At 59.2% G+C, this 19,142-nt stretch carries 15 protein-coding genes and 2 pseudogenes; 13 read left to right on the top strand and 4 right to left on the bottom strand.

Going from position 1 to position 19,142, the window contains the following annotated elements:
- Positions 1-116: 116 nt before the first annotated feature.
- The 12 genes and pseudogenes from ACSQ2Z_RS22125 (at position 117) to ACSQ2Z_RS22180 (ending at position 10,626) form a co-directional block, all read left to right on the top strand.
- Positions 117-389, top strand: a complete 273-nt coding sequence (locus ACSQ2Z_RS22125) for a hypothetical protein (RefSeq protein ID WP_436083400.1) — start codon at positions 117-119, stop codon at positions 387-389.
- A 136-nt stretch (positions 390-525) separates the two neighbouring features.
- Positions 526-627: pseudogene (locus ACSQ2Z_RS22130) on the top strand (DUF2934 domain-containing protein); the annotation flags it as partial.
- 48 nt (positions 628-675) lie between these two features.
- Positions 676-1,071 (top strand): HD domain-containing protein, encoded by a 396-nt coding sequence (locus ACSQ2Z_RS22135; protein ID WP_436084125.1) that lies wholly within the window; start codon positions 676-678, stop codon positions 1,069-1,071.
- Positions 1,072-1,295: 224 nt separating this feature from the next.
- Entirely contained in the window at positions 1,296-1,664 is a 369-nt protein-coding gene (locus tag ACSQ2Z_RS22140) for a PRC-barrel domain-containing protein (protein WP_436083401.1), read from the top strand.
- 118 nt (positions 1,665-1,782) lie between these two features.
- Positions 1,783-1,989, top strand: coding sequence for a CsbD family protein (locus ACSQ2Z_RS22145; RefSeq protein ID WP_436083402.1), 207 nt, complete (start codon positions 1,783-1,785; stop codon positions 1,987-1,989).
- A gap of 403 nt (positions 1,990-2,392) precedes the next feature.
- Positions 2,393-2,590 carry a hypothetical protein gene (locus tag ACSQ2Z_RS22150; RefSeq protein ID WP_436083403.1) on the top strand — a complete coding sequence of 66 codons (198 nt, stop codon included), beginning with the start codon at positions 2,393-2,395 and terminating at the stop codon, positions 2,588-2,590.
- 290 nt (positions 2,591-2,880) lie between these two features.
- Positions 2,881-5,976 (top strand): CheR family methyltransferase, encoded by a 3,096-nt coding sequence (locus ACSQ2Z_RS22155; RefSeq protein WP_436083404.1) that lies wholly within the window; start codon positions 2,881-2,883, stop codon positions 5,974-5,976.
- Between the two features lie 11 nt (positions 5,977-5,987).
- Entirely contained in the window at positions 5,988-6,356 is a 369-nt protein-coding gene (locus tag ACSQ2Z_RS22160) for a response regulator (RefSeq protein ID WP_436083405.1), read from the top strand.
- A 555-nt stretch (positions 6,357-6,911) separates the two neighbouring features.
- Positions 6,912-8,222, top strand: a complete 1,311-nt coding sequence (locus ACSQ2Z_RS22165; protein WP_436083406.1) for an NRAMP family divalent metal transporter — start codon at positions 6,912-6,914, stop codon at positions 8,220-8,222.
- A 331-nt stretch (positions 8,223-8,553) separates the two neighbouring features.
- The gene (locus ACSQ2Z_RS22170) at positions 8,554-9,132 is read left to right on the top strand and encodes a cysteine hydrolase family protein (protein ID WP_436083407.1); all 579 of its coding nucleotides are present in this window, start codon (positions 8,554-8,556) and stop codon (positions 9,130-9,132) included.
- Between the two features lie 133 nt (positions 9,133-9,265).
- Positions 9,266-9,851, top strand: a pseudogene (locus ACSQ2Z_RS22175) (catalase HPII); the annotation flags it as partial.
- Between the two features lie 115 nt (positions 9,852-9,966).
- Entirely contained in the window at positions 9,967-10,626 is a 660-nt protein-coding gene (locus tag ACSQ2Z_RS22180; RefSeq protein ID WP_436083408.1) for a DUF6766 family protein, read from the top strand.
- 723 nt (positions 10,627-11,349) lie between these two features.
- On the opposite strand, the gene ACSQ2Z_RS22185 is transcribed toward ACSQ2Z_RS22180, so the two are convergent.
- The gene (locus ACSQ2Z_RS22185) at positions 11,350-13,137 is read right to left on the bottom strand and encodes an APC family permease (RefSeq protein ID WP_436083409.1); all 1,788 of its coding nucleotides are present in this window, start codon (positions 13,135-13,137) and stop codon (positions 11,350-11,352) included.
- Between the two features lie 282 nt (positions 13,138-13,419).
- On the opposite strand from ACSQ2Z_RS22185, the gene ACSQ2Z_RS22190 reads away from it, so the two are divergent.
- The gene (locus ACSQ2Z_RS22190) at positions 13,420-15,789 is read left to right on the top strand and encodes a DUF1989 domain-containing protein (RefSeq protein WP_436083410.1); all 2,370 of its coding nucleotides are present in this window, start codon (positions 13,420-13,422) and stop codon (positions 15,787-15,789) included.
- A 33-nt stretch (positions 15,790-15,822) separates the two neighbouring features.
- On the opposite strand, the gene ACSQ2Z_RS22195 is transcribed toward ACSQ2Z_RS22190, so the two are convergent.
- The 3 genes from ACSQ2Z_RS22195 to ACSQ2Z_RS22205 form a co-directional block, all read right to left on the bottom strand.
- The gene (locus ACSQ2Z_RS22195; protein WP_436083411.1) at positions 15,823-16,416 is read right to left on the bottom strand and encodes a PAS domain-containing protein; all 594 of its coding nucleotides are present in this window, start codon (positions 16,414-16,416) and stop codon (positions 15,823-15,825) included.
- Positions 16,417-16,543: 127 nt separating this feature from the next.
- A complete protein-coding gene (locus tag ACSQ2Z_RS22200) occupies positions 16,544-17,881 on the bottom strand; it encodes an NAD(P)-binding domain-containing protein (protein ID WP_436083412.1) in 1,338 nt (445 codons plus the stop codon).
- A gap of 179 nt (positions 17,882-18,060) precedes the next feature.
- Complete coding sequence (locus tag ACSQ2Z_RS22205; protein ID WP_436083413.1) at positions 18,061-19,101, bottom strand: heme-dependent oxidative N-demethylase family protein; 1,041 nt, start codon at positions 19,099-19,101, stop codon at positions 18,061-18,063.
- Positions 19,102-19,142 lie beyond the last annotated feature (41 nt).

Below are 19,142 nucleotides of genomic sequence, written 5' to 3' on the forward strand. Positions count from 1 at the left end.
GGACGGCCGCATTCCAGCTCCTCTTTGTCACTTCGCCGAATTTCCTACAGCCGTTGGGTCGTTTTGCGAAGTTGCGCGTTAATCACCGCAGAGACCTAACCCTTCAGGAGACCAGGATGACCAAGGCTTACGATCTGTCCGACTTTTCCGAAGAGGAGCTGACCTCCCTAATCGATGAGGCAACGAGCCGCCTGCGACATATCAGACGCGAGAGCCATGATCCGGAGCGTCCAACAAATGTGGATGGTTCGAAGGGGCAGGATGTGGCGGATCCGGAGCACGGCGTCATCCCCACGCCCACACCACATGAAGTCAAGGACGAAGGTCCGGCACGCGGCGTTCCGGACCCGTTGGCGAGAGGATCCCCGACCCCAAAAACAAGCACCTAATCTGTCACCGCGCGTTCGCCAGGCAGAAGGACGCCGGATCAGCCACGCATGGCATTCGTCGCGGAAGCGGTGGACCGCGATCTACGCGAAAGATTGCGATCCTTCGATCGTTTGGCTCACCATCAGGAGGCCGGAAATGGAAAGCGATTGGATCAAATGGGTGCGCGAGCGCGCCTACAAATTCTGGGAAGAGGAGGGCAGGCCCGACGGGCGACACGAAGACCATTGGCGCCGCGCTGAGGCTGAACTCTCCGAGCGAACGCATCTTCTTCAGTACGCCAAACAAGTGGCGACACAGGCTCATGAGGGCCAGACCGACAAACTGGGGTCTGCCTACATCCGACACTGTGAGCGCGTCGCTGCCGCGGTCTCGACCAATGATGAGAAAATCGTCGCCTATCTCCACGACGTGGCGGAAAAGGGACCCGGGTGGACGCTTGATCGTCTCGAGGAACATGGCTTCCCCACGGCGATCATTGAAGCGGTCGATGCGCTCACCCGCCGACCAAGCGAGGATGATCTGGAATTTGTCAAGCGAGCATGGTCGAACCAATTGGCCCGACCGGTCAAGGAAGCCGATTTGCGCGACAATCTCCACCAGGCGGAACAGGCCGGTTTGGAAACCGCAAAGTATCAGCAGGGACTGGAAGCATTCTGTGAACTCCAATCGAAAGTCGATTGAGTTTAGGACGCTTCTGCGTGACTTGAGAATTTCACAGGCAGCGCAGGCTACGGCAGAAGTGTGAACCGTCAGGAATGCCCAAGTCCAGCCGTCTATGCCCGGGAAAGGCCCTCGGGTTCTGTCCGATACGGATGGCGCGGATTTCGTCGTGACCGTGTTTCTTGATCAAGCCAGGGAACAACTTTCCAATTCGACAGTTGTCCCCGCCCAAGGAGGGAACGACGATGGTAAACCCTGGTCTGCGTCTATCTCATGACCTCATTGCCAGCGACAAGGTGGTGGGGATATACGTCTACGACAGGAACGGCAATCAAGTAGGATCGATCGAAAGGATCATTCTCGAAAAGCGTGGCGGGCGCGTTGCCTATGCTGTGATGAGCTTCGGTGGCTTCCTGGGAATCGGCGATGACCACTATCCCCTGCCGTGGGACGTGCTCGACTACAATACGGATCTCGGCGGCTTCCAGGTCAACATTACCAAGGAGCAGCTCGAGGGTGCCCCAAGGTATCCGGCAGACGAGGACTTTGACTGGAGTGCCGAGAGCGGCCGACGCGTCTACGACTATTATGGAATTCCACCCTATTGGGTGTGAATTACGCAAAGCCGCAAGCAGCGCGCTGACTGATGCGGTTGGGTTTTGTTGACGATAAATCGAACCAATCCGGTTCTCAAAGGTTTCTTCCATACCGCAATAACCGGAGGAAACCGATATGGATTGGAACCGCGTTGAAGGTAACTGGAAGCAGTTCAAGGGTAAGGTCAAGGAACAGTGGGGCAAGCTGACCGACGACGACCTTGACCGGATCGCCGGCAAGCGCGATCAGCTGGAAGGCACGATCCAGGAACGCTACGGCCTCGAAAAGGATCGCGCAAAGGCTGACGTCGACGCCTGGTGCAATCGCCAGACCTGGAACTGATCGTCCATCACGAAACCCCGCTCCTGGCGGGGTTTCTCGTCTCCGAATTGTTGCAACTTGCCTGATAGTCGACGAAGGAGAATTTTTAGTGTGAGCACGCCCGTAACTCATGGCCCGGATGATCAGGGACCACTTCCGCTGGTCCAGCCGATCCGCTACAGCGCAACGAGAAGCGCGGGCGCTCGCCTTTGCTACCGCGAGCCACCTACACCACGTACCGGGACACGATCCAGCCAATCTCCGAGTGGCCACTTTCAAAGGGCGATACCGCGGAGAACAAAGGAAAAGAGCGTTGACGTGAAAGACGGCCGTCCATTTCCAACCCAGCAAGGTTTATTGGGAACATTGGGCGCACGTGATGAGTTTTCCGAGAAGTTCAATCGCGCAAGGAACGAGGTGACCTGTGTTGACCTTTGAAGATGCCCTCATCGTATCCAGCGAGCGCGTAGCAGATTGCCGCGAGGAACTTGTGATCTACATCAATGAAATCTTTGAAACATTCGAACGATCCGGTTTTTCCCGCGCGGAAATCCTCGTTGCTCTTGCTGATCTGACCAGTCAGGAGTTCGCCACGCTTTCAGGCAAGCGAGTGATCCACTAACGGCCGAGGGTCCCCCGCTTACCTGGTGTCTCTGGAGCGTGAGGCCCGGTGCGCGGTTACCTCGCTGAATGAGTATTTCTGGGATTGTGTGTCTTCTAAATTACCGACGGCTTGTGCAGTCCAGAGCCAAACGCCTTTCGTACGATACCGAACATCGAGGCACCCGTCAGCCAAGAGGCGCGATGATGGGCACAGCGGCAATGCTTGCAGCCAACGTGGTCCGGCGCGTAAAATAGACCCGGGTCAAAGAGCGAATTCGCGCGTCAGTATGCTTTGATCCAAAGGATTCCATGGCGACCGCTTCTCGAAACTTCCCCATCGTCGGTGTCGGCGCCTCCGCCGGCGGCATTCCCGCCATGGAGGGCTTCTTCAAGGGTCTCCCGGACAATTGCGGCATGGCGTTCGCCGTCGTCACGCACCTCAGCCCTGAGCGCGAAAGTCTGCTGCATGAGGTGATCGGTCGATATACCGACATGGATGTCAAGGTCGTGGAGGACGACATGCCCGTCGAGCAGGGCCCCGTTTATGTCATGCCGCAAAACGCCATTCTGACAATCGATGATGCCCGGCTGCGCATTCACCGGCCCGATGCCAAAAATCGGGAACGAAAGCCAATCGACATCTTCTTCAGCACCCTGGCCAAGGATCAGGGCGAACGTTCGGTAGGGATCGTCCTCTCCGGCGGCGACTCCGATGGTACGCTGGGCTTAAAGGCCATCAAGGAAAACGGCGGCCTGACAATGGCGCAACTCCCGAATGGATCAGGCCCTCGCAATCCCGATATGCCGCAGAGCGCGATTGCCAGCGGCGTTGTCGACATCGCCATCCCGGCTGAGGAAATGGGCCAGAAGCTGATCGACTTGGCACGCGGATTCGATTTGAGTGGTGATCCGGGCGAGAGCGCGTGGAAGGCAGAAGAAAAAAAGCTCGATGGCGCGCGCGACGCGATCTACGCCGTGCTGCGCGGGCAATCGGGCCATGATTTTTCCGGGTATAAGACCAAGACATTTTTTCGCCGCGTGAGACGGCGCATGCAGCTCGCCCAAATCACATCGGCCGAGACTTACATCGGACGGCTGAGGACGGATCCCGGCGAGGCGCAAAGCCTGTTTCGCGACCTCCTGATCAACGTCACGGCTTTCTTCCGCGACGCCGACGCGTTCAAGGCGCTGGGTGAGATCGTCATACCTCGCCTGTTCGAAGGGCGCACCACCTCCGATACGGTGCGTGTCTGGGTGCCGGGCTGCGCGACCGGCGAGGAAGTCTATTCGATCGGCATTCTTTTACGTGAGTACATGGACACCCTCACTGAGATTCCGCGGGTGCACATTTTCGCGACCGACATCGACGAGCCTGCCATTGCGGTGGCACGCGCAGGGCGTTATCCCGAAGCGTTGCTTGAGGGGGTTTCCGCTGAGCGTCGGCGACGCTTCTTTGACATCGACGGCGCGAGCTATGTTCTAAGCAAGGAGGTCAGGAAACTTTGTATCTTCTCGCCCCACAGCGTGATCCGCGATCCACCCTTCTCGCGGATGGACCTGGTCTCATGCCGAAACCTACTCATCTATTTCGGCCGTGACGTGCAGGAGCGTGTCATCCCAGCCTTCCACTACGCCTTGAAACCAGGCGGCTACCTCTTCCTCGGCTCCTCGGAAAGCATCAGCCAGCACGGCAGCCTGTTCGCCACAGTGGATAAGAAACACCGTCTGTTCCAGGCGCGCGAGCACGCCGCAAACGCACCGCGCCTGCCGCCGATGCTTGCCAGCAGCCTGTCGACCGGCGGCAATGCTCGCTCCGGCGAACGGAGCCCGGCGGCGCGCTTCCCGCTGCGCCAGACGGTGGAAGCCCACGTGCTCGAGCGGTACTCACCCGCGCATGTCGTCGTCAATGCCGAAGGTGATGTGGTGTATTACTCGGCGAAAACCGGTAAATATCTCGAGGCGGCTCAAGGCGCGCCGACGCGTCAGTTGGTGACGCTCGCGCGCCGCGGCCTGCGCCTCGACTTGCGATCGGGGCTGCGCGAAGCAATTGAGACGCGTGCCACCATTGTGCGCGACAACATCGCCATCGATGAGGACGGAGACCGTGTCCAATTCGTGACGCTCACCATCGAACCACTGGCTGATCGCGATCACGGCGAAGCGCTGTTCCTGGTGCTTTTCGAGCCGGTCGGCGCGGCTCGCAATCGGACCGAACTGGAGCGCGAGGAGCAAAGCGCCTGCAGCACGGCCGAACTGGAGCGCGAAGTGCGCGATACGCGCGAGCGCCTGCAATCGACGATCGAGGAATATGAGACCGCGTTGGAAGAGCTGAAATCCTCCAACGAGGAACTGGTCTCTGTCAATGAGGAATCGCAGTCGACCAATGAGGAACTTGAAGCCTCGCGGGAAGAGATGCAGTCGCTTAACGAAGAGCTCAATACGATCAATGCGGAGCTTAGCGGCAAGCTGGAGGAGCTCGACCGGGCGAACAGTGATCTGAAGAACCTTTTCGAAGCCACGCAGATCGCCACAGTCTTTCTCGATCGCAATCTGGTCATCCGCAACTTCACGCCCGCCGCATCGACATTCTTCAACCTGCGCCCCGCTGATGTTGGTCGGCCACTGACCGATCTCGCCACCCAGCTCGATTATCCCGGCTTGAGAATGGATATTGCCGAGGTATTCGGGACGGGAAACACGATCGAGCATCGGCTCCCCCGTGACATCGAAGGCGCTCACTATCTCGTAAGACTGATCCCCTATCGCGACGGTGACAGCCGGATCGAAGGCGTGGTGGCGACCTTCATCGACATCACTCGACTGGGCGAGTCCGAGGAACGCCAACGTCTGTTGATCTCGGAATTGAACCACCGCGTGAAGAATATGTTGTCGGTCGTGATCAGCATCGCCAACCACACGCTGAAGAACGCATCATCACCGGAGGCGTTCAGCGAGGCGCTGGTCGGGCGGCTGCATTCAATGGCGCGCGCCCACGGCCTGCTATCGCGCGAGAACTGGGCCGAGGCGGCGGTGGATGAACTCATCCGACAGGAGATAGAGCCTTACGGCCTTGGCCGATTTGAGATAGCCGGACCAGCGTTGCGGCTGAAACCGCAGCAGGGACTGTCCCTCGGGATGGTGATCCACGAACTGGCGACCAACGCCGCCAAATATGGTGCACTGTCCGTGCCCGAAGGCAGGGTCGCCTTGGAGTGGACGAGCAACGGAACGACGATGGCTCTCAAATGGCGGGAGCGCAACGGACCTCAGATCGATGAGCCGGAGCGAACCGGCTTCGGCTTCGCACTGCTTAAGGGCGAGATAGGTTACCGGCTCGGCGGCACGGTGGGAACTTTTTTCAATGCAGAGGGTTTGGAGGTGCAATTCTCGTTTCCGCTGCAATGAGGCAGACTTCCATGGCTGGGCAGCCACGCGTGCTGATCGTCGAGGACGAGTGGCTGGTCGCCGAGGACTATTCCTCGACGTTGCGGGCGGCAGGTTATGCGATTGTCGGTCCCACGCCCTCGGTCGAAGGCGCACTGGCGCTGATCGCTGACGCCAACACTGAGGTGCGGGCGGCGCTGCTCGACATAAACCTGAACGGAGAAACGTCCTATCCGATTGCAACGCGACTCGCTGAACGCAATGTACCTTTTGCATTTATGACCGGCTACACGACAAGTGACTTGCCGTCCTCGTTTTCCGGTCGGATGATCGTGAGCAAGCCCATATCCGAAGCGGCACTCCTGGCGACGGTTGGCAAGCTGCTGGCAGTGCAAGGATGAAAGGCATCGTTTGGCGGTCATGCCATGGCGGCGTTCTGATTGGCGCTTGATCTGCACAAAATACTCGTGCGGTAGCGTTTTTTTTCAACAGGCGGGCAGTTGCACAACAATGGGGTCTTGAGCCCGAATGGTGGTCTCATCGCTTTCCTTCTGCGCCCCAGCCCGCTGCTCTGCGAACAGCGGGCCCAAAGGTTTACGTTCTGAAATGCCGCATGCGAGACAGGAGCGGCACATGCGCAACATCGAAAATACCGGATTGTTCCGGTGCACAGATCACACTCGATGAAAGACGAACTTTCGTCGTTACCCGATGGGAAAGCGATTGAACCTGTCCGTTTTTTCCGAAGAGAGGGTGAGCTTCCCAATCGATAAAGTAATGAGCCGGCTGCCTGATGCCGGACGCGCGAGCCGTGATCGCGAGCACAACAGGCGCGGATCGTCTGAAAGGACTGCGTTTTATACGGCGAATTGGCTGGTCAGGGTCAAAGCAGGCTTCGATCACGTGCGTGGAGGAACCATACCTCGCCGACGCAGTTAATGGCGCGGGAGGAAGTCATGACCGCGCCTTTTGATTCAGCTGTGTCTCGTGACATCACCGAAAAATCTCACGGACGCGGAGCGCGGCGGATTGCAGTTTTCAAACGGCTCGGCCCCGGTCTGGTCACCGGGGCTGCAGATGACGATCCGAGCGGTATCGCGACCTATGCCCAAGCCGGGGCCCATTTCGGGTACAACATGCTCTGGACGATGCTTCTGACATATCCTTTGATGTCAGCGATACAACTAGTGAGCGCCAGGATTGGACGGGTGACGGGATGTGGGCTTGCAAGCAACATGGGCGCGATCTGGCCAAAGCCTCTGGTGCTTGGTCTCGTGTTCCTTCTGTTCGTCGCTAACACCATCAATATCGGAGCCAACCTGGCAGCCATGGGAGCCTCGGCCGAGCTCGCAACCGGCATGCCCGCTCCGCCTGCCACAGTGTTTTTCGCAGGTTTCTCGCTGACGCTTCAGATGTTGCTTCCCTACGAGCGCTATGCCCGATACCTCAAATGGCTGACACTGCTGCTGCTGTCATATGTGGCGGTCCTCTTCGCCGTTCATGTCGACTGGGCGGCGGCGGCAAAAGGGCTCGTGATGCCTTCGTTTCCCCTGACCGGCGAGAGCTTTACGGTGATCGTCGCGATCCTTGGTACGACTATCAGCCCCTACCTGTTCTTCTGGCAGTCAAGCCAGGAGGTTGAGGAGATCGATAGGAAGGACAGCACGGAGCCGCTCAAATGGGCGCCAGCCCAAGCGCCTGAGGCACTCAGCCGGATCCGCCTGGACACGTTCGGTGGAATGGCGGTCTCGAACATCGTGGCCATCGCGATCATGATCAGCACTGCGGCCACACTTCATGCCACAGGCAAGACGGAAATCGGCACAGCGGCCGATGTTGCCGAGGCACTGAGACCCCTAGCTGGGGAGTTCGCTTTCATAATCTTCAGCCTCGGCATAATCGGAACGGGGCTGCTGTCGATCCCGGTACTTGCGGGATCCGCAGCCTACGCGTTCGGTGAGAGCCAGGGTTGGAAATGTGGACTGGACAACAAACCATGGGAGGCGATTGGGTTCTACAGCGTAATCACCGCTGCCACGCTGATCGGGCTCGGAATTGAGTTCGCATCGATCGACCCCATTAAGGCCCTGTTCTGGAGCGCTGTGATCAATGGCTTCGTCGCAGTACCCACCATGGCGGCGATGATGGTGGTTGTCAGCCGACGGGATCGCATGAAGCAGTTCACGGCATCGCCGGCTATGTGGTTCCTGGGATGGGCAGCAACCGCCTTGATGACATCCGCCGCTATCGCCATGTTGGTCCTGTAGCCAAACCGGCCATTCCGCAATCTGAGGTTTTCCGAGCACAGGAGGACTCGAAATGACATCATTGCCCGTTGACCCGATACCAGGCCCCGGAACGACTGGGCCTATCCCGGGTGGTCCGCCGATCGGCCAGCCCGACCCGCCGATCAAAGAGCCGGATCCCGATCGTTTGCCGGATGAAGAGCCAGTCCCCAACCCTGATGAAACGCCTGATCCACCCCGGCACGTCGGACCTTTTCATGCCATGCGGATTGGCACGTAATCATCGATAGGGAATGGCGGGGATAGCCGCGAGGCACGCGAAGCAGAGAACTTTTGGTCCGGAGACAATGCCATGGAGTGGCGTCATATCTGTGTTGATATGCAACGGATGTTTGCCGAGGACACGCCATGGCACGTTCCCTGGATGCAAACCGTCCTGCCTCAGGTGACGGAGCTTTCGCAACGGCATTCCTTGCGCACGATATTTACCCGGTTTGTCCCGCCTGAGAATCCGGATCTCATGCCCGGAACGTGGCGCGCCTATTATGGCAAATGGTGGATGATGACCGGCGAGCATCTCCCGCAGGAGATGGTGGATGTCGTGCCGGCCTTGAAGAAACTCATTCCGCCGGCCAGATGCTTCGACAAACGCGTTTATTCCCCATGGCTCGATGGACGTCTGCACAATGTTCTCTCAGGCGAGCAAGTCTCGACCCTCGTCATCAGCGGTGGCGAAACTGATGTCTGCGTGCTGGCAACGGTGATGGGTGCGATCGATCTCGGCTATCGGACGATCATTCTGAAAGACGCTGTCTGCAGCGGTGCTGACGAGACCCATGACGCTTCCTTGGAATTGCTAGGCAATAGGTTCTCAGTTCAATTGGAACTCATGGAGACGGAGGAGTTTCTCTCGGGCGCGGGGTGGCAGTGAAGGCTTTCATGAATCTCTGCGATCTCGGGAACCAAAACGGAACTGCACTGTTTTGTGGGCAGTCCCTCCGAGATCTCAGAGATTTCCCATGGCCAAGAAAACATCCCCATCCGTTTCCGCTGCGAATTCAGCGATCAGCAAGGTTAAGACACAAATTATCCGCGAGCGCATGGTGTCGCATCTCTTGAATATCGGTGAGACGCTGGCGACGACGGTCGGCGCAAAGCTCGGTTTCAAGACGATGCCGAAGCCCGCTGACGCCGCAATGCCTACGCGCCAGGACCTTGGGCCTTCACCGGCGCTCAGCATCATCGAAGGACGCCCAAAGCGTTTTGAAGGGCGCAAGCTCGGTATTCTTGCAACCGATGGCGTGGACGCGGGTTTGCTCGATGCTGCGACCGAGGAAATGGCGACCTGAAATCATCGCCCCCAAGGTCTCAGGCGTCACTGCATCCGACGGAAAATGGGTTGAAGCCCACCAGCTGATCGGTGGCGGTCCCTCCGTTCTCTACGATGCCGTTGTCCTTCTTCCGCCTGCGGATGCAGTCGACGATGTCGTACAGGAGGCGGCGGCCATGCCGCTCCTGGAAAAGGCAGGTGTTGCCGGAAATCTTGATGAGGGTGTCATCAGCATCGCAAGCACCGACGATGTCCGGGCCTTCATGGGCCAACTTTGCACGCTGCGGATCTGGGCGCGGGAACCCTCGGTCAGGCTGAGCAAGGCGATACCGTTAAATAACGTCGGTGGCGTTTGGAGGTGGTGCGGTCCGCGCTGTCGGCGAGATCGTAAGACCTGGCAAACGGGCCCTGCGCATTTGGGTAGGGAGTACGAACATGCGGTTCTTGCGTGACAACGGATTGACGATAGTGCTGGGCGTGGCGACTTTGACGATGATTGGCGGGATGCTTCTGACCGGCTGGCAGATTTACAATCAGGAACTTGCCGATCATGGCGCCTCCAGCCTCGGACTCTCGCAGTACGCGATGTCCGGGCATTTCCTGTCCGCGGTGTTCGAGAACTGGGAGAGCGAATTCCTGCAGATGTCGGCCTATGTGGTCCTAACCGCATTTCTTTTTCAGCGCGGATCGGCGGAATCCAAGGATCCGGACGAAGTATTGCCGCAGGACGAAGACCCGGCAATATGTGCCGCTGATCCCGATATGCCCTGGCCCGTGAAGGCGGGCGGCATCGTGGGTAGCATTTATGCCTACTCTCTCGGCCTTGTCCTGATGGCCTTGTTTTTGGCGAGTTTCCTTCTTCATCTGCGTTACAGTGCCTATGCCGCTGACGCCCAGGCGCGGTTACACGGACAAATGCCGATGACGATCACCGAGCACATGGCCAGTACGCAATTCTGGTTTGAATCCTTTCAGAACTGGCAGTCGGAATTTCTCTCGACCGGCGTCCTCGTCGTCTTGTCGATTTTCCTGCGGTTTCGCGGATCGCCGGAATCAAAGCCGGTTTCTGCGCCTCATCGCGAGACCGGCTCCTGACACCGAGCAAGCACGCGGCAACGCTTCCTGCAACGGCCCCCTTGCGTGAGAAACAACACGGAATAATTACACGGAATAATTAAGGGCCAACTCTATTAGACAGGAAACCTGGCGTGAGGCGGAACGCGCGGCATGGTGCCGGACGACAACGGAGAGCTTCCATATCCAGGGCCCCGGCACGACTCCCGGTGCCTCCCGCTGATCGGCATCCCCGATCCGTCGGTCAAGGAGCCGAATTCCGACACCGTACCATCAGTTCAAGGGAATACTCACTGCTGCTGGACTTCCATAATTCTGTTGCGCGTAGGTTGTATTCTTCGCGGACGTACTTGCGCATCCCGACAATGCGAGAATTGAAACGGCTGCGGCAGCTATTAGCGACCTGGATATCATGGTTCTTCCTCCTTCGATGATGTGGCAGATGACATAAAGGCCGTGCTTCGAAAGGCCAGGCCTTAGAGGCGTGGAGACAGGAAAACGTTTAGGGCAAGGTCATGATTGTTACCAGGGCCAAGCATCTCTGTTTTCGTTGTAGGGATAAGGAGTGAGCCTAGCGGAGCACTCCAGCGGCCTCCTGTGCTTCACGGGTCAGCCGCAGCGCATCCGGGGTTACGGCCGGGGCCGGATTAAAAAACAAAACCCGCCGAAAAGGCGACGGGTTGTAGCGGTCTGAGAGCCGCGCATTCTTCAATGCGCGACCTTTTCTTGTTGGTTCCTATCCGATCAGGCCGGAAGCTGGAAGTAGGCGTTTGCGGCGAGCACCACGGCCAGGCCGGCCAACAGTGCGACATAGGGCAGGATACCCGCTTTCCTGACGCCCATGTCCTGGCCGACGAGGCCGAGATCCTCCATGGCGCCCGCCGGGAACTTGCCGCCGTCACGAACATAATGGCGATAGGCGAAGACCGGCAAAATGAGCGCTGCAAAAACGAAGCCGACCCACAGCGCATTGGAATAGCCCCAGACCTTGGCGCCGGCGCCGAGGAAGAGGGCATTGACGAAGGCGAGAGCGGTGTTGAGGCCGATCAGCCAGGTCGGTGCCTTCCACGGGCGGGCGACATGGCCCGAGTCCATCCGGTGAATCCAGCCGGCATTGAGGTTGAGGAAGTTGAAGATGATGTAACCGACATTGGAGACGGCGAGCACGAAAAAGTAGCCGGCGACGTCGGAGGCGATGGCAAGCAGGATGAGGTTGAAGGCGAAGTCGGTCCACATGGCGCGAGTCGGTGCGCCGTGTTCGTTAACGTGGTCGAGATATTTCGGCAGCCAGCCGTCCTTTGCGCCCTGATAGAGCGTCCGCGACGAACCGGCCATCGCCGTCATGATCGCGAGAAACAGCGCCATGATCATCAGGATGACGAGGATCTGCGTGACGATCTTGCCGCCGTGAACGAGGTTGCCGAGTGCTTCCGCCACGCCCGTACCGTCGACGATGCCGGGTGCAAGCATGCCTGCATGACCAAGAACGCCCTGGAACGTTAAGGGGATGAGGAAGAAGAACAGGCAGCACAGGAGACCGGAATAGAAGATCGCCTTGAAAGTATCAGTCTTCGGGTTCTTCAGTTCGCGGGTGTAGCACACGGCCGTTTCGAAGCCGTAGGTAGACCAGGCGGCGATATAGAGGCCGCCGAGGAACAGCGTCCAGCCGCCATTGCTCCAGATCCCATCGAGGCCGGAATAGGCCGCCGTCGGGGGGATCAGGCCGCTGACGTTGGCGCTGTCGATCTGGCCGGAGAAGATCGGATAGAGACCGATGATCAGAAGCGGCAGGAGAACGATGATGGCGAGCCACTTCTGGACGCTTGCCGTTCCCTGGATGCCGCGATGCTGGATCGCGAAGATCACCAGCATCAGGATGCCGCCGATGACGAAGGTGGCGTTCAGGTTTGCCGTGGCAAGGAACGGGATGTCGAAGGTGACGAGCGACCAGGCGCGGATCGCAGGCGTCAACGCAGTGACGGCATCGGTCGACAGAAGGGCCGACATGGCGTCCTGCGGTGTCTTGCCGGCATTGGCCGCAAGCCACTCGGCGACGCGCGGGCTATCGGCCGTCAGCGTTGCCACATTGGCATTGATCCATTCCATGACGGCCGGGGAGTCGGCACCGGGAATGGGGAACAGGGCATTTAGGATATAGCCGGCCGCGATGGCGCAGCCGAGCGACAGGACCGGCGACCAGGCGAACCAGTTGCACCACACCGAAAGCGGTGCGATGAATTTCGAATAGCGCAGCCAGGCAGTAGCACCGTAGATCGACGCGCCGCCGGACTTGTTGCCGAACATGCCGGCGATTTCAGCATAGGTGAAGGATTGCAGGAACCCCATCACCATCGAAATGATCCAGACGACGAAGGCGAGCTTGCCTGTCGTGCCTGCGATGCCGCCGATGGAGAAAAGCACGAGCGGGGGGACGCCGGCGGCGACCCAGAATGCTCCTTTCCAATCCAGCGCGCGGATCAACTCGCTGCTAGGCGCAGCCGCCGACCCCTCGGTCTCAACGATAGTTGCCATAAACAGTCTCCTCGACCAGTTTTGTGTAAAGCGCGGGTGTCGCGCGTCCCCATTATTGACAGCTCTGGCTGCGGCTTTTCTTGCTGGCGGAGCCTGCTTTTGCAGTGTCACCACCGTTCCCGTCTCGTATTTCCGCACCACAGCTTATCTTCATAGTGAATTTTTTTTCTTCTGGGTCAAGTCTCTCTTTACTTTCACGAGCCTCCCATAGGATAGTTTGGCCACATTGCCGGTGCAAAAGCCGGACCGCCGAACCGGTGTGCCTTCGGGTGGGGAGCTGTGATGAGGGATTCCGGAAGATTTGCGGGCGTGCTCGTGCCGCCCAGGCCGAGCACTATACTGAGGCCCGGCATTCCCGCATTGCCTACCGGTGTCGAGCGCTACCGCGTCAAGGGGCGGGGGACGACCGTGATCAAGGTGGCGGCGGGCGACCGAGTGGCCATCAAGGATGTCGAGGGCGGGCAGCTTTGTGAAGTCAGCTTTGTCGATGGCAGGGGGCGGTTCAACGCGGCCGGGCTCGACGTCGGATTTTCGCGTCCCGCACAGGGCCTCCAGGATACGCTTGCCCGCGGCGATGAGAGTGCGCGGCGAACACTTGGCGCTTTACGGCGCCGGAACGTGGATCTTGCCGATGCGCGGGCTTTTGTCCTGTTCGGTGAAAGCTCACCGTCCGGAAACTCGGCCGAGTTGACGATCTCGCTCGACGGTTTGTTGATTGTCGCGGCCCCCGGACCGGCCATGGATGCGGAACTGCAGAACACGGCGACGGCGATCGAGCTGCGTGTTGCGCGCAGCGCGATCGAACGCACTTATGAGGACCTGTTGCCCGAGCCGATGGCCGACCCGGTGCAGGATTTGCGCATTCGTGCAGCCACTGCGTCGGCCTATTTCGTCCGCGCCGGAGAATTCATCCAGATCATTGACGTCAGCGGCAGGCAATGTACGGATTTCCAGGCATTTTCCGCCCGCAAGGTGGACAAGGGGCTGGATCTGGCGCTGGACGCGACGGTGACACGCACGCTGCTCGGGCGCAGTTATCCGACTCCCGGCCTGCCGTCCAAGGCATTCGACCGCGATTTCGAGCCGCTGGTGGAAATCGTGCAGGATACGGTCGGGCGACATGATGCCTTCGCCACGGCCTGCAACGCACGCTATTACGACGACATGGGCTACCCCGGTCACGTCAATTGCACCGACAATTTCAACCATGCGCTGGCGCCTTACGGCATCGCGCCACGCAAGGGCTGGGAAGCGCTCAATTATTTCTACAACACCAATATCGACCACCAGAACCAGCTCTATCTCGACGAGCCGTGGTCGCGGCCGGGCGACTACGTCATGATGCGGGCGCTGACAGATCTCGTCTGCGTTTCGTCGTCCTGTCCGGACGACATCGACGCTGCCAATGGCTGGGATCCGACCGATATCCATGTCCGCACCTATTCGGACAAAGAGAAATTCTCGCGCGCCGTCGCCATCCGAATGACCCCTGATGCAGAGCCCGAAATGACCCAGGAAACAGCCTTCCACCCGCGCCTCTCGGCGCTGACGCGCAACCACGCCGAATATCGCGGCTACTGGCTGCCGAACCGCTTCAACAATGAGGGGCCGATCGAGGAATACTGGGCCTGCCGTGAGAACGCGGTGGTGATCGACCTGTCGCCGCTGCGCAAATTCGAAGTGACAGGGCCGGATGCCGAGGCGCTGCTGCAATATTGCGTCACCCGTGACATCCGCAAGTTGTCGCCGGGGCAGGTGGTCTATACCGCGATGTGCTACGAGAATGGCGGCATGATCGACGACGGCACGGTCTTCCGGCTCGGGCAGAACAATTTCCGCTGGATTGGCGGCGATGATGTGAGCGGCCTCTGGCTGCGCGAGCAGGCGGAGAAGAGGGGCTACAAGGCCTGGGTGCGGTCGTCGACGGACCAGATGCACAATCTGGCTGTCCAGGGGCCGAAGAGCCGGGAGATCATCAAGGAAATCATATGGACCGCGCCGTCGCAGCCCTCGATCGGCGAACTCGAATGGTTCCGCTTCGCCGTTGGCCGCACCGGTCATTTCGAAGGCGCACCGGTGGTCGTCTCACGCACGGGTTATACTGGCGAACTCGGCTATGAAATCTTCTGTCACCCAAAGGATGCGCTCGCCGTGTTCGACGCGGTCTGGGAGGCCGGCCAGAAACACGGGTTGAAGCCGATGGGGCTTGAAGCGCTCGACATGGTGCGGATCGAGGCCGGCCTCGTCTTTGCCCACTATGATTTCTCCGACCAGACCGACCCGTTCGAGGCCGGCATCGGCTTCACCGTGCCGCTGAAATCGAAGACCGATGATTTCATCGGCCGCGAGGCACTGATCAAGCGCAAGGAAAACCCGCGTTACAAGCTCGTCGGGCTCGATATTGACGCCAATGAGACTGTCGGCCATGGCGATACGGTGCATATCGGCCGGGCGCAGGTCGGCGTCGTCACCAGTTCGACCCGTTCGCCGCTCTTGAAGAAGACAATCGCATTGGCGAGGATGGATGTGCTGCATTCGGCCGTCGGCACAGAGGTCGAGATCGGCAAGCTCGATGGGCAGCAGAAGCGACTGCCGGCACGGATCGTGCCGTTTGCCCATTACGATCCGGAGAAGCTGAAGCCGCGGTCGTGATGCCGCGGTTCAGGCAATCGAAAACGCTCGGATCTACTTTCGTTGCGCCGTTGCGATCTGGCGGGCAACGGCTTCGGAGTCATTGGCGAGAGCGCGCATTTCCGAGGCAAGCACGGCAAAGCCGGCACCGGCCGTTCCGGCACGCGCCGCCTCGATGCCGGCGTTGACGGCGAGCAGTTTCAGGTAGCGCAGCGAATGCAGGATTTCGGCTGTCCGAGAAGCCGTCGCCCGCATGTCGGCGGTCTGTTCGTCAATGCGCTGGTAGAGCGATTCGATGTTGACGATGCTGCCTTCGAGATAGAGCAGTTCGCCGTCAGCACCCCAGACGCCGCCGCCGGTTTCCGTGACCCAGAGATAGTGACCCTTGTTATGGCGGATGCGGTATTCGAGTGTCCAGTCGGTACGGCTTTCCAGCGCCTTGCCGACAACCTCGTCCATCGCCGGGACATCTTCCTCGCACATGATGGATGTGAAGGTGCGCACGCGGTTGCCGACGATCTCGTCGGTGGGATAGCCGAAGATCCGCTGGATGCCGTTGGTCATGTCGAGCATCGTATAGTGCTCGTCGGCGCGGCACCGATACAAGAAACCATTCATGCGACCGAGAACACTGCTCAGGAAGTCCATGGCTAATCCGATGATGGCTGAGGGGTGAATTGGAAGAGTATGTTTATGGATAATATTTCGTTATCTCGGAGCTTTTGATCGGAAAGCCGCGAGCGCGGCCTTCCGATATATAGCCTTTATATCTTGGTCAGTTCTTCAGGTAGACTTCCAGCGTATCGTCCATCGCCTCCAGCCACGGTGTATGATGCTTTGGCGCCATCGTGCCGGTCATCAGCGAGCGGTAGGCGTTGTCGCGGAAGCCCATGATGTTCTCGGCCTTGTGGTGTTCCCATTCCATGAAGGTCTGGTTGGTGGCTTTGACGTCGAACTTCGGATAGTCGGTGTGCTCCAGAAGCTCGATGACGTAGTCACCCTGGAACCAGATCATCTGCGCGGCATCTTCGAGCGTTTCCTCGCGGGCACGCCACTTGTCGAAATGCGCCGTCATCTCCTCCTTCGAGGGGAGCTTGATCCGGTCCATGATGACGTCGCGGGCGTACCAGGCCTGGGCGTCGAACATGTTGAAAGTGTAGAACTGGTCCTGCATGCCGATATACATCAGCTGCGGATTGTCCTCGTAGACGACGCCCTTGTAGAGGCTGTCGGACCAGAGGCGGTTAGCGGTCTTCAGGCGCAGGTCGTCGGGCAGAAACGGGAAGTGATGGAGATAGCCGGTGCAAAGGATGAGGGCATCGACTTCCTTGGTCGAGCCGTCGGCGAAATGGGCGGTCTTGTTGACGAGCTTCTGCAACAGCGGGCGTTCTTCGAAGCGCTCCGGCCATTTGAAGCCCATCGGCTTGGAACGATAGCTCGTGGTCACCGATTTGGCGCCGTATTTCCAGCATTGCGAGCCGATATCCTCGGCCGAATAGCTGCGGCCGACGATCAGCACGTCCTTGTCCTTGAATTCCAGCGCATCGCGGAAGTCGTGCGCATGCATGACGCGGCCGTTGAAGGTTTTCACGCCGTCGAAATAGGGAACGTTGGGGGTCGAGAAATGGCCGGAGGCGACGACGACATAGTCGAATTCCTCATCATACATCCGGTCTTCGATGCGGTTGTGGGCGGTGACCGTGAATTTCTTCGTTGCCTTGTCAAACTTCACCATGCGCACCGGGGTCGAGAAGCGCACCCATTTGCGCACATTGGCCTTTTCGACGCGGCCCTTGATATAGTCCCACAGCACGGCGCGGGGCGGATAGGAGGCGATCGGCTTGCCGAAATGCTCCTCGAAGGAATAGTCGGCGAACTCCAGGCATTCCTTGGGGCCGTTCGACCAGAGATAGCGGTACATGCTGCCGTGGACTGGCTCGCCATATTCGTCGAGGCCGGTGCGCCAAGTGTAGTTCCACAGGCCGCCCCAGTCAGCCTGCTTTTCGAAGCAGACCACTTGAGGGATGTCGGCGCCCTTCAGGGCTGCCGACTGGAAGGCTCTCAATTGCGCAAGGCCCGAGGGCCCTGCGCCGATCACGGCTACTCTGGTCATGTGTGTCAGTTCCCTTTTATGTTGTCAGTGTTCTCGGTCATTGCCGATCGTCTAGCTTCAAAGACTGCCCCTAACCCTCTTCCTGCAAGCGTGGAGAGGGGATAAGGGGTTTGCTGCTTCTGCCTTTCCCCGTTTACGGGGAGAAGGTGCCGACAGGGGCGGTTGAGGGGCAGTCGTGTTCAATCCGGAAAAATCCCCGGGCTCGTTGGCGCCCCATCATCGTATTTCGCCAGCCAGTCGAGCATGATCGGCCGGTTGCGGGAGAGGCCCTTGTAGTCGACGATCTCCGGCGGCAGGCTTTTCAACACACGGGGTAGCCGTCGGCCCCATTTCGGGACTGTCACCAGTTCGTTGAAGCTGATGAGATAGCAGCGGATGACGAAGAGGATGGCGTTGGAGCGCGGCAGGCGCCAGAGGCTCTGCAGTTCGACGCGCAGGTGCATCTTCTCGCCGACATTTTCGGGCGTCACCGTCGTGCGGTCCGGCCCCCATTTGTGGTAGTTTTCCGGGCTGGTATCGAGACGTGGATTGACCGTCATCGTCCAGTTGAGGCGGCGTGTCGGCTTGCCCTGCTGGAGGTTGAGCAGGAATTTCAGCGCCCGCTCGAACACACCGATCTGGTGCGCGAGCGGCACTGGCCCGTGCCATTCCATGAAGTTCATGCCGATATCGAAATCGAGCGACCAGTCGGCCTGGGTGGTGACCAAGCCTGCATCCATCCAGAGATTGTTGTCGCGCTGGTCAACGATGCATAAGTCGCCCTGCGCTTGCCTCGTAATGTACTCCATCGGGGGATGGGGCAGGGTGGACGGATCGCCGAAGGTGAAGGTATCGTCGATCCCCATCGGCCGGTTGATCCAGCGCCATCGGTCGCCGTTCTTCTCCAATGTGAAATGTTCGGGATAGTCCTGCGCCTGATGTTCCATCAGGAGTTCCAGTGTGTCCCATTGCGCCGCCATCATGTGTGGCAGAGCCTGGCAGCGCAAAGGATCTTCCTTCAGCACCAAAGCCCGGTCGCCCATCTCGGCGACGTAGTGTTCGTCGACGTCGATCAGGTTTTCAAAGACGCTGTCTTGTCTCCCCCGGACATGCGGTTCCATGTTGACCGAGTACATGTACTCGTCGCGGTCGAAGGGGAAGGGAAAGCGCTTGATGTTGTAGAGGCTGTTGCGGAAGGTGAAGTCGTCGCGGAACGTCTCGTTCCTGAACGTGATGGTCATCTTTCCGGCCCTCCGGTGCTGAAGCAGTTCCAGGAAAAGCG

The organism is Pararhizobium sp. LjRoot235 (genome assembly GCF_964254145.1).
Classification (GTDB): domain Bacteria; phylum Pseudomonadota; class Alphaproteobacteria; order Rhizobiales; family Rhizobiaceae; genus Pararhizobium.

Bases quoted from the DNA above. Each gene is read 5' to 3' on its own strand.
- ACSQ2Z_RS22125 (WP_436083400.1), top strand. From the start codon at position 117: ATGACCAAGGCTTACGATCTGTCCGACTTTTCCGAAGAGGAGCTGACC.
- ACSQ2Z_RS22140 (WP_436083401.1), top strand. From the start codon at position 1,296: ATGGTAAACCCTGGTCTGCGTCTATCTCATGACCTCATTGCCAGCGAC.
- ACSQ2Z_RS22145 (WP_436083402.1), top strand. From the start codon at position 1,783: ATGGATTGGAACCGCGTTGAAGGTAACTGGAAGCAGTTCAAGGGTAAG.
- ACSQ2Z_RS22155 (WP_436083404.1), top strand. From the start codon at position 2,881: ATGGCGACCGCTTCTCGAAACTTCCCCATCGTCGGTGTCGGCGCCTCC.
- ACSQ2Z_RS22160 (WP_436083405.1), top strand. From the start codon at position 5,988: ATGGCTGGGCAGCCACGCGTGCTGATCGTCGAGGACGAGTGGCTGGTC.
- ACSQ2Z_RS22165 (WP_436083406.1), top strand. From the start codon at position 6,912: ATGACCGCGCCTTTTGATTCAGCTGTGTCTCGTGACATCACCGAAAAA.
- ACSQ2Z_RS22170 (WP_436083407.1), top strand. From the start codon at position 8,554: ATGGAGTGGCGTCATATCTGTGTTGATATGCAACGGATGTTTGCCGAG.
- ACSQ2Z_RS22180 (WP_436083408.1), top strand. From the start codon at position 9,967: ATGCGGTTCTTGCGTGACAACGGATTGACGATAGTGCTGGGCGTGGCG.
- ACSQ2Z_RS22185 (WP_436083409.1), bottom strand. From the start codon at position 13,137: ATGGCAACTATCGTTGAGACCGAGGGGTCGGCGGCTGCGCCTAGCAGC.
- ACSQ2Z_RS22190 (WP_436083410.1), top strand. From the start codon at position 13,420: ATGAGGGATTCCGGAAGATTTGCGGGCGTGCTCGTGCCGCCCAGGCCG.
- ACSQ2Z_RS22195 (WP_436083411.1), bottom strand. From the start codon at position 16,416: ATGGACTTCCTGAGCAGTGTTCTCGGTCGCATGAATGGTTTCTTGTAT.
- ACSQ2Z_RS22200 (WP_436083412.1), bottom strand. From the start codon at position 17,881: ATGACCAGAGTAGCCGTGATCGGCGCAGGGCCCTCGGGCCTTGCGCAA.
- ACSQ2Z_RS22205 (WP_436083413.1), bottom strand. From the start codon at position 19,101: ATGACCATCACGTTCAGGAACGAGACGTTCCGCGACGACTTCACCTTC.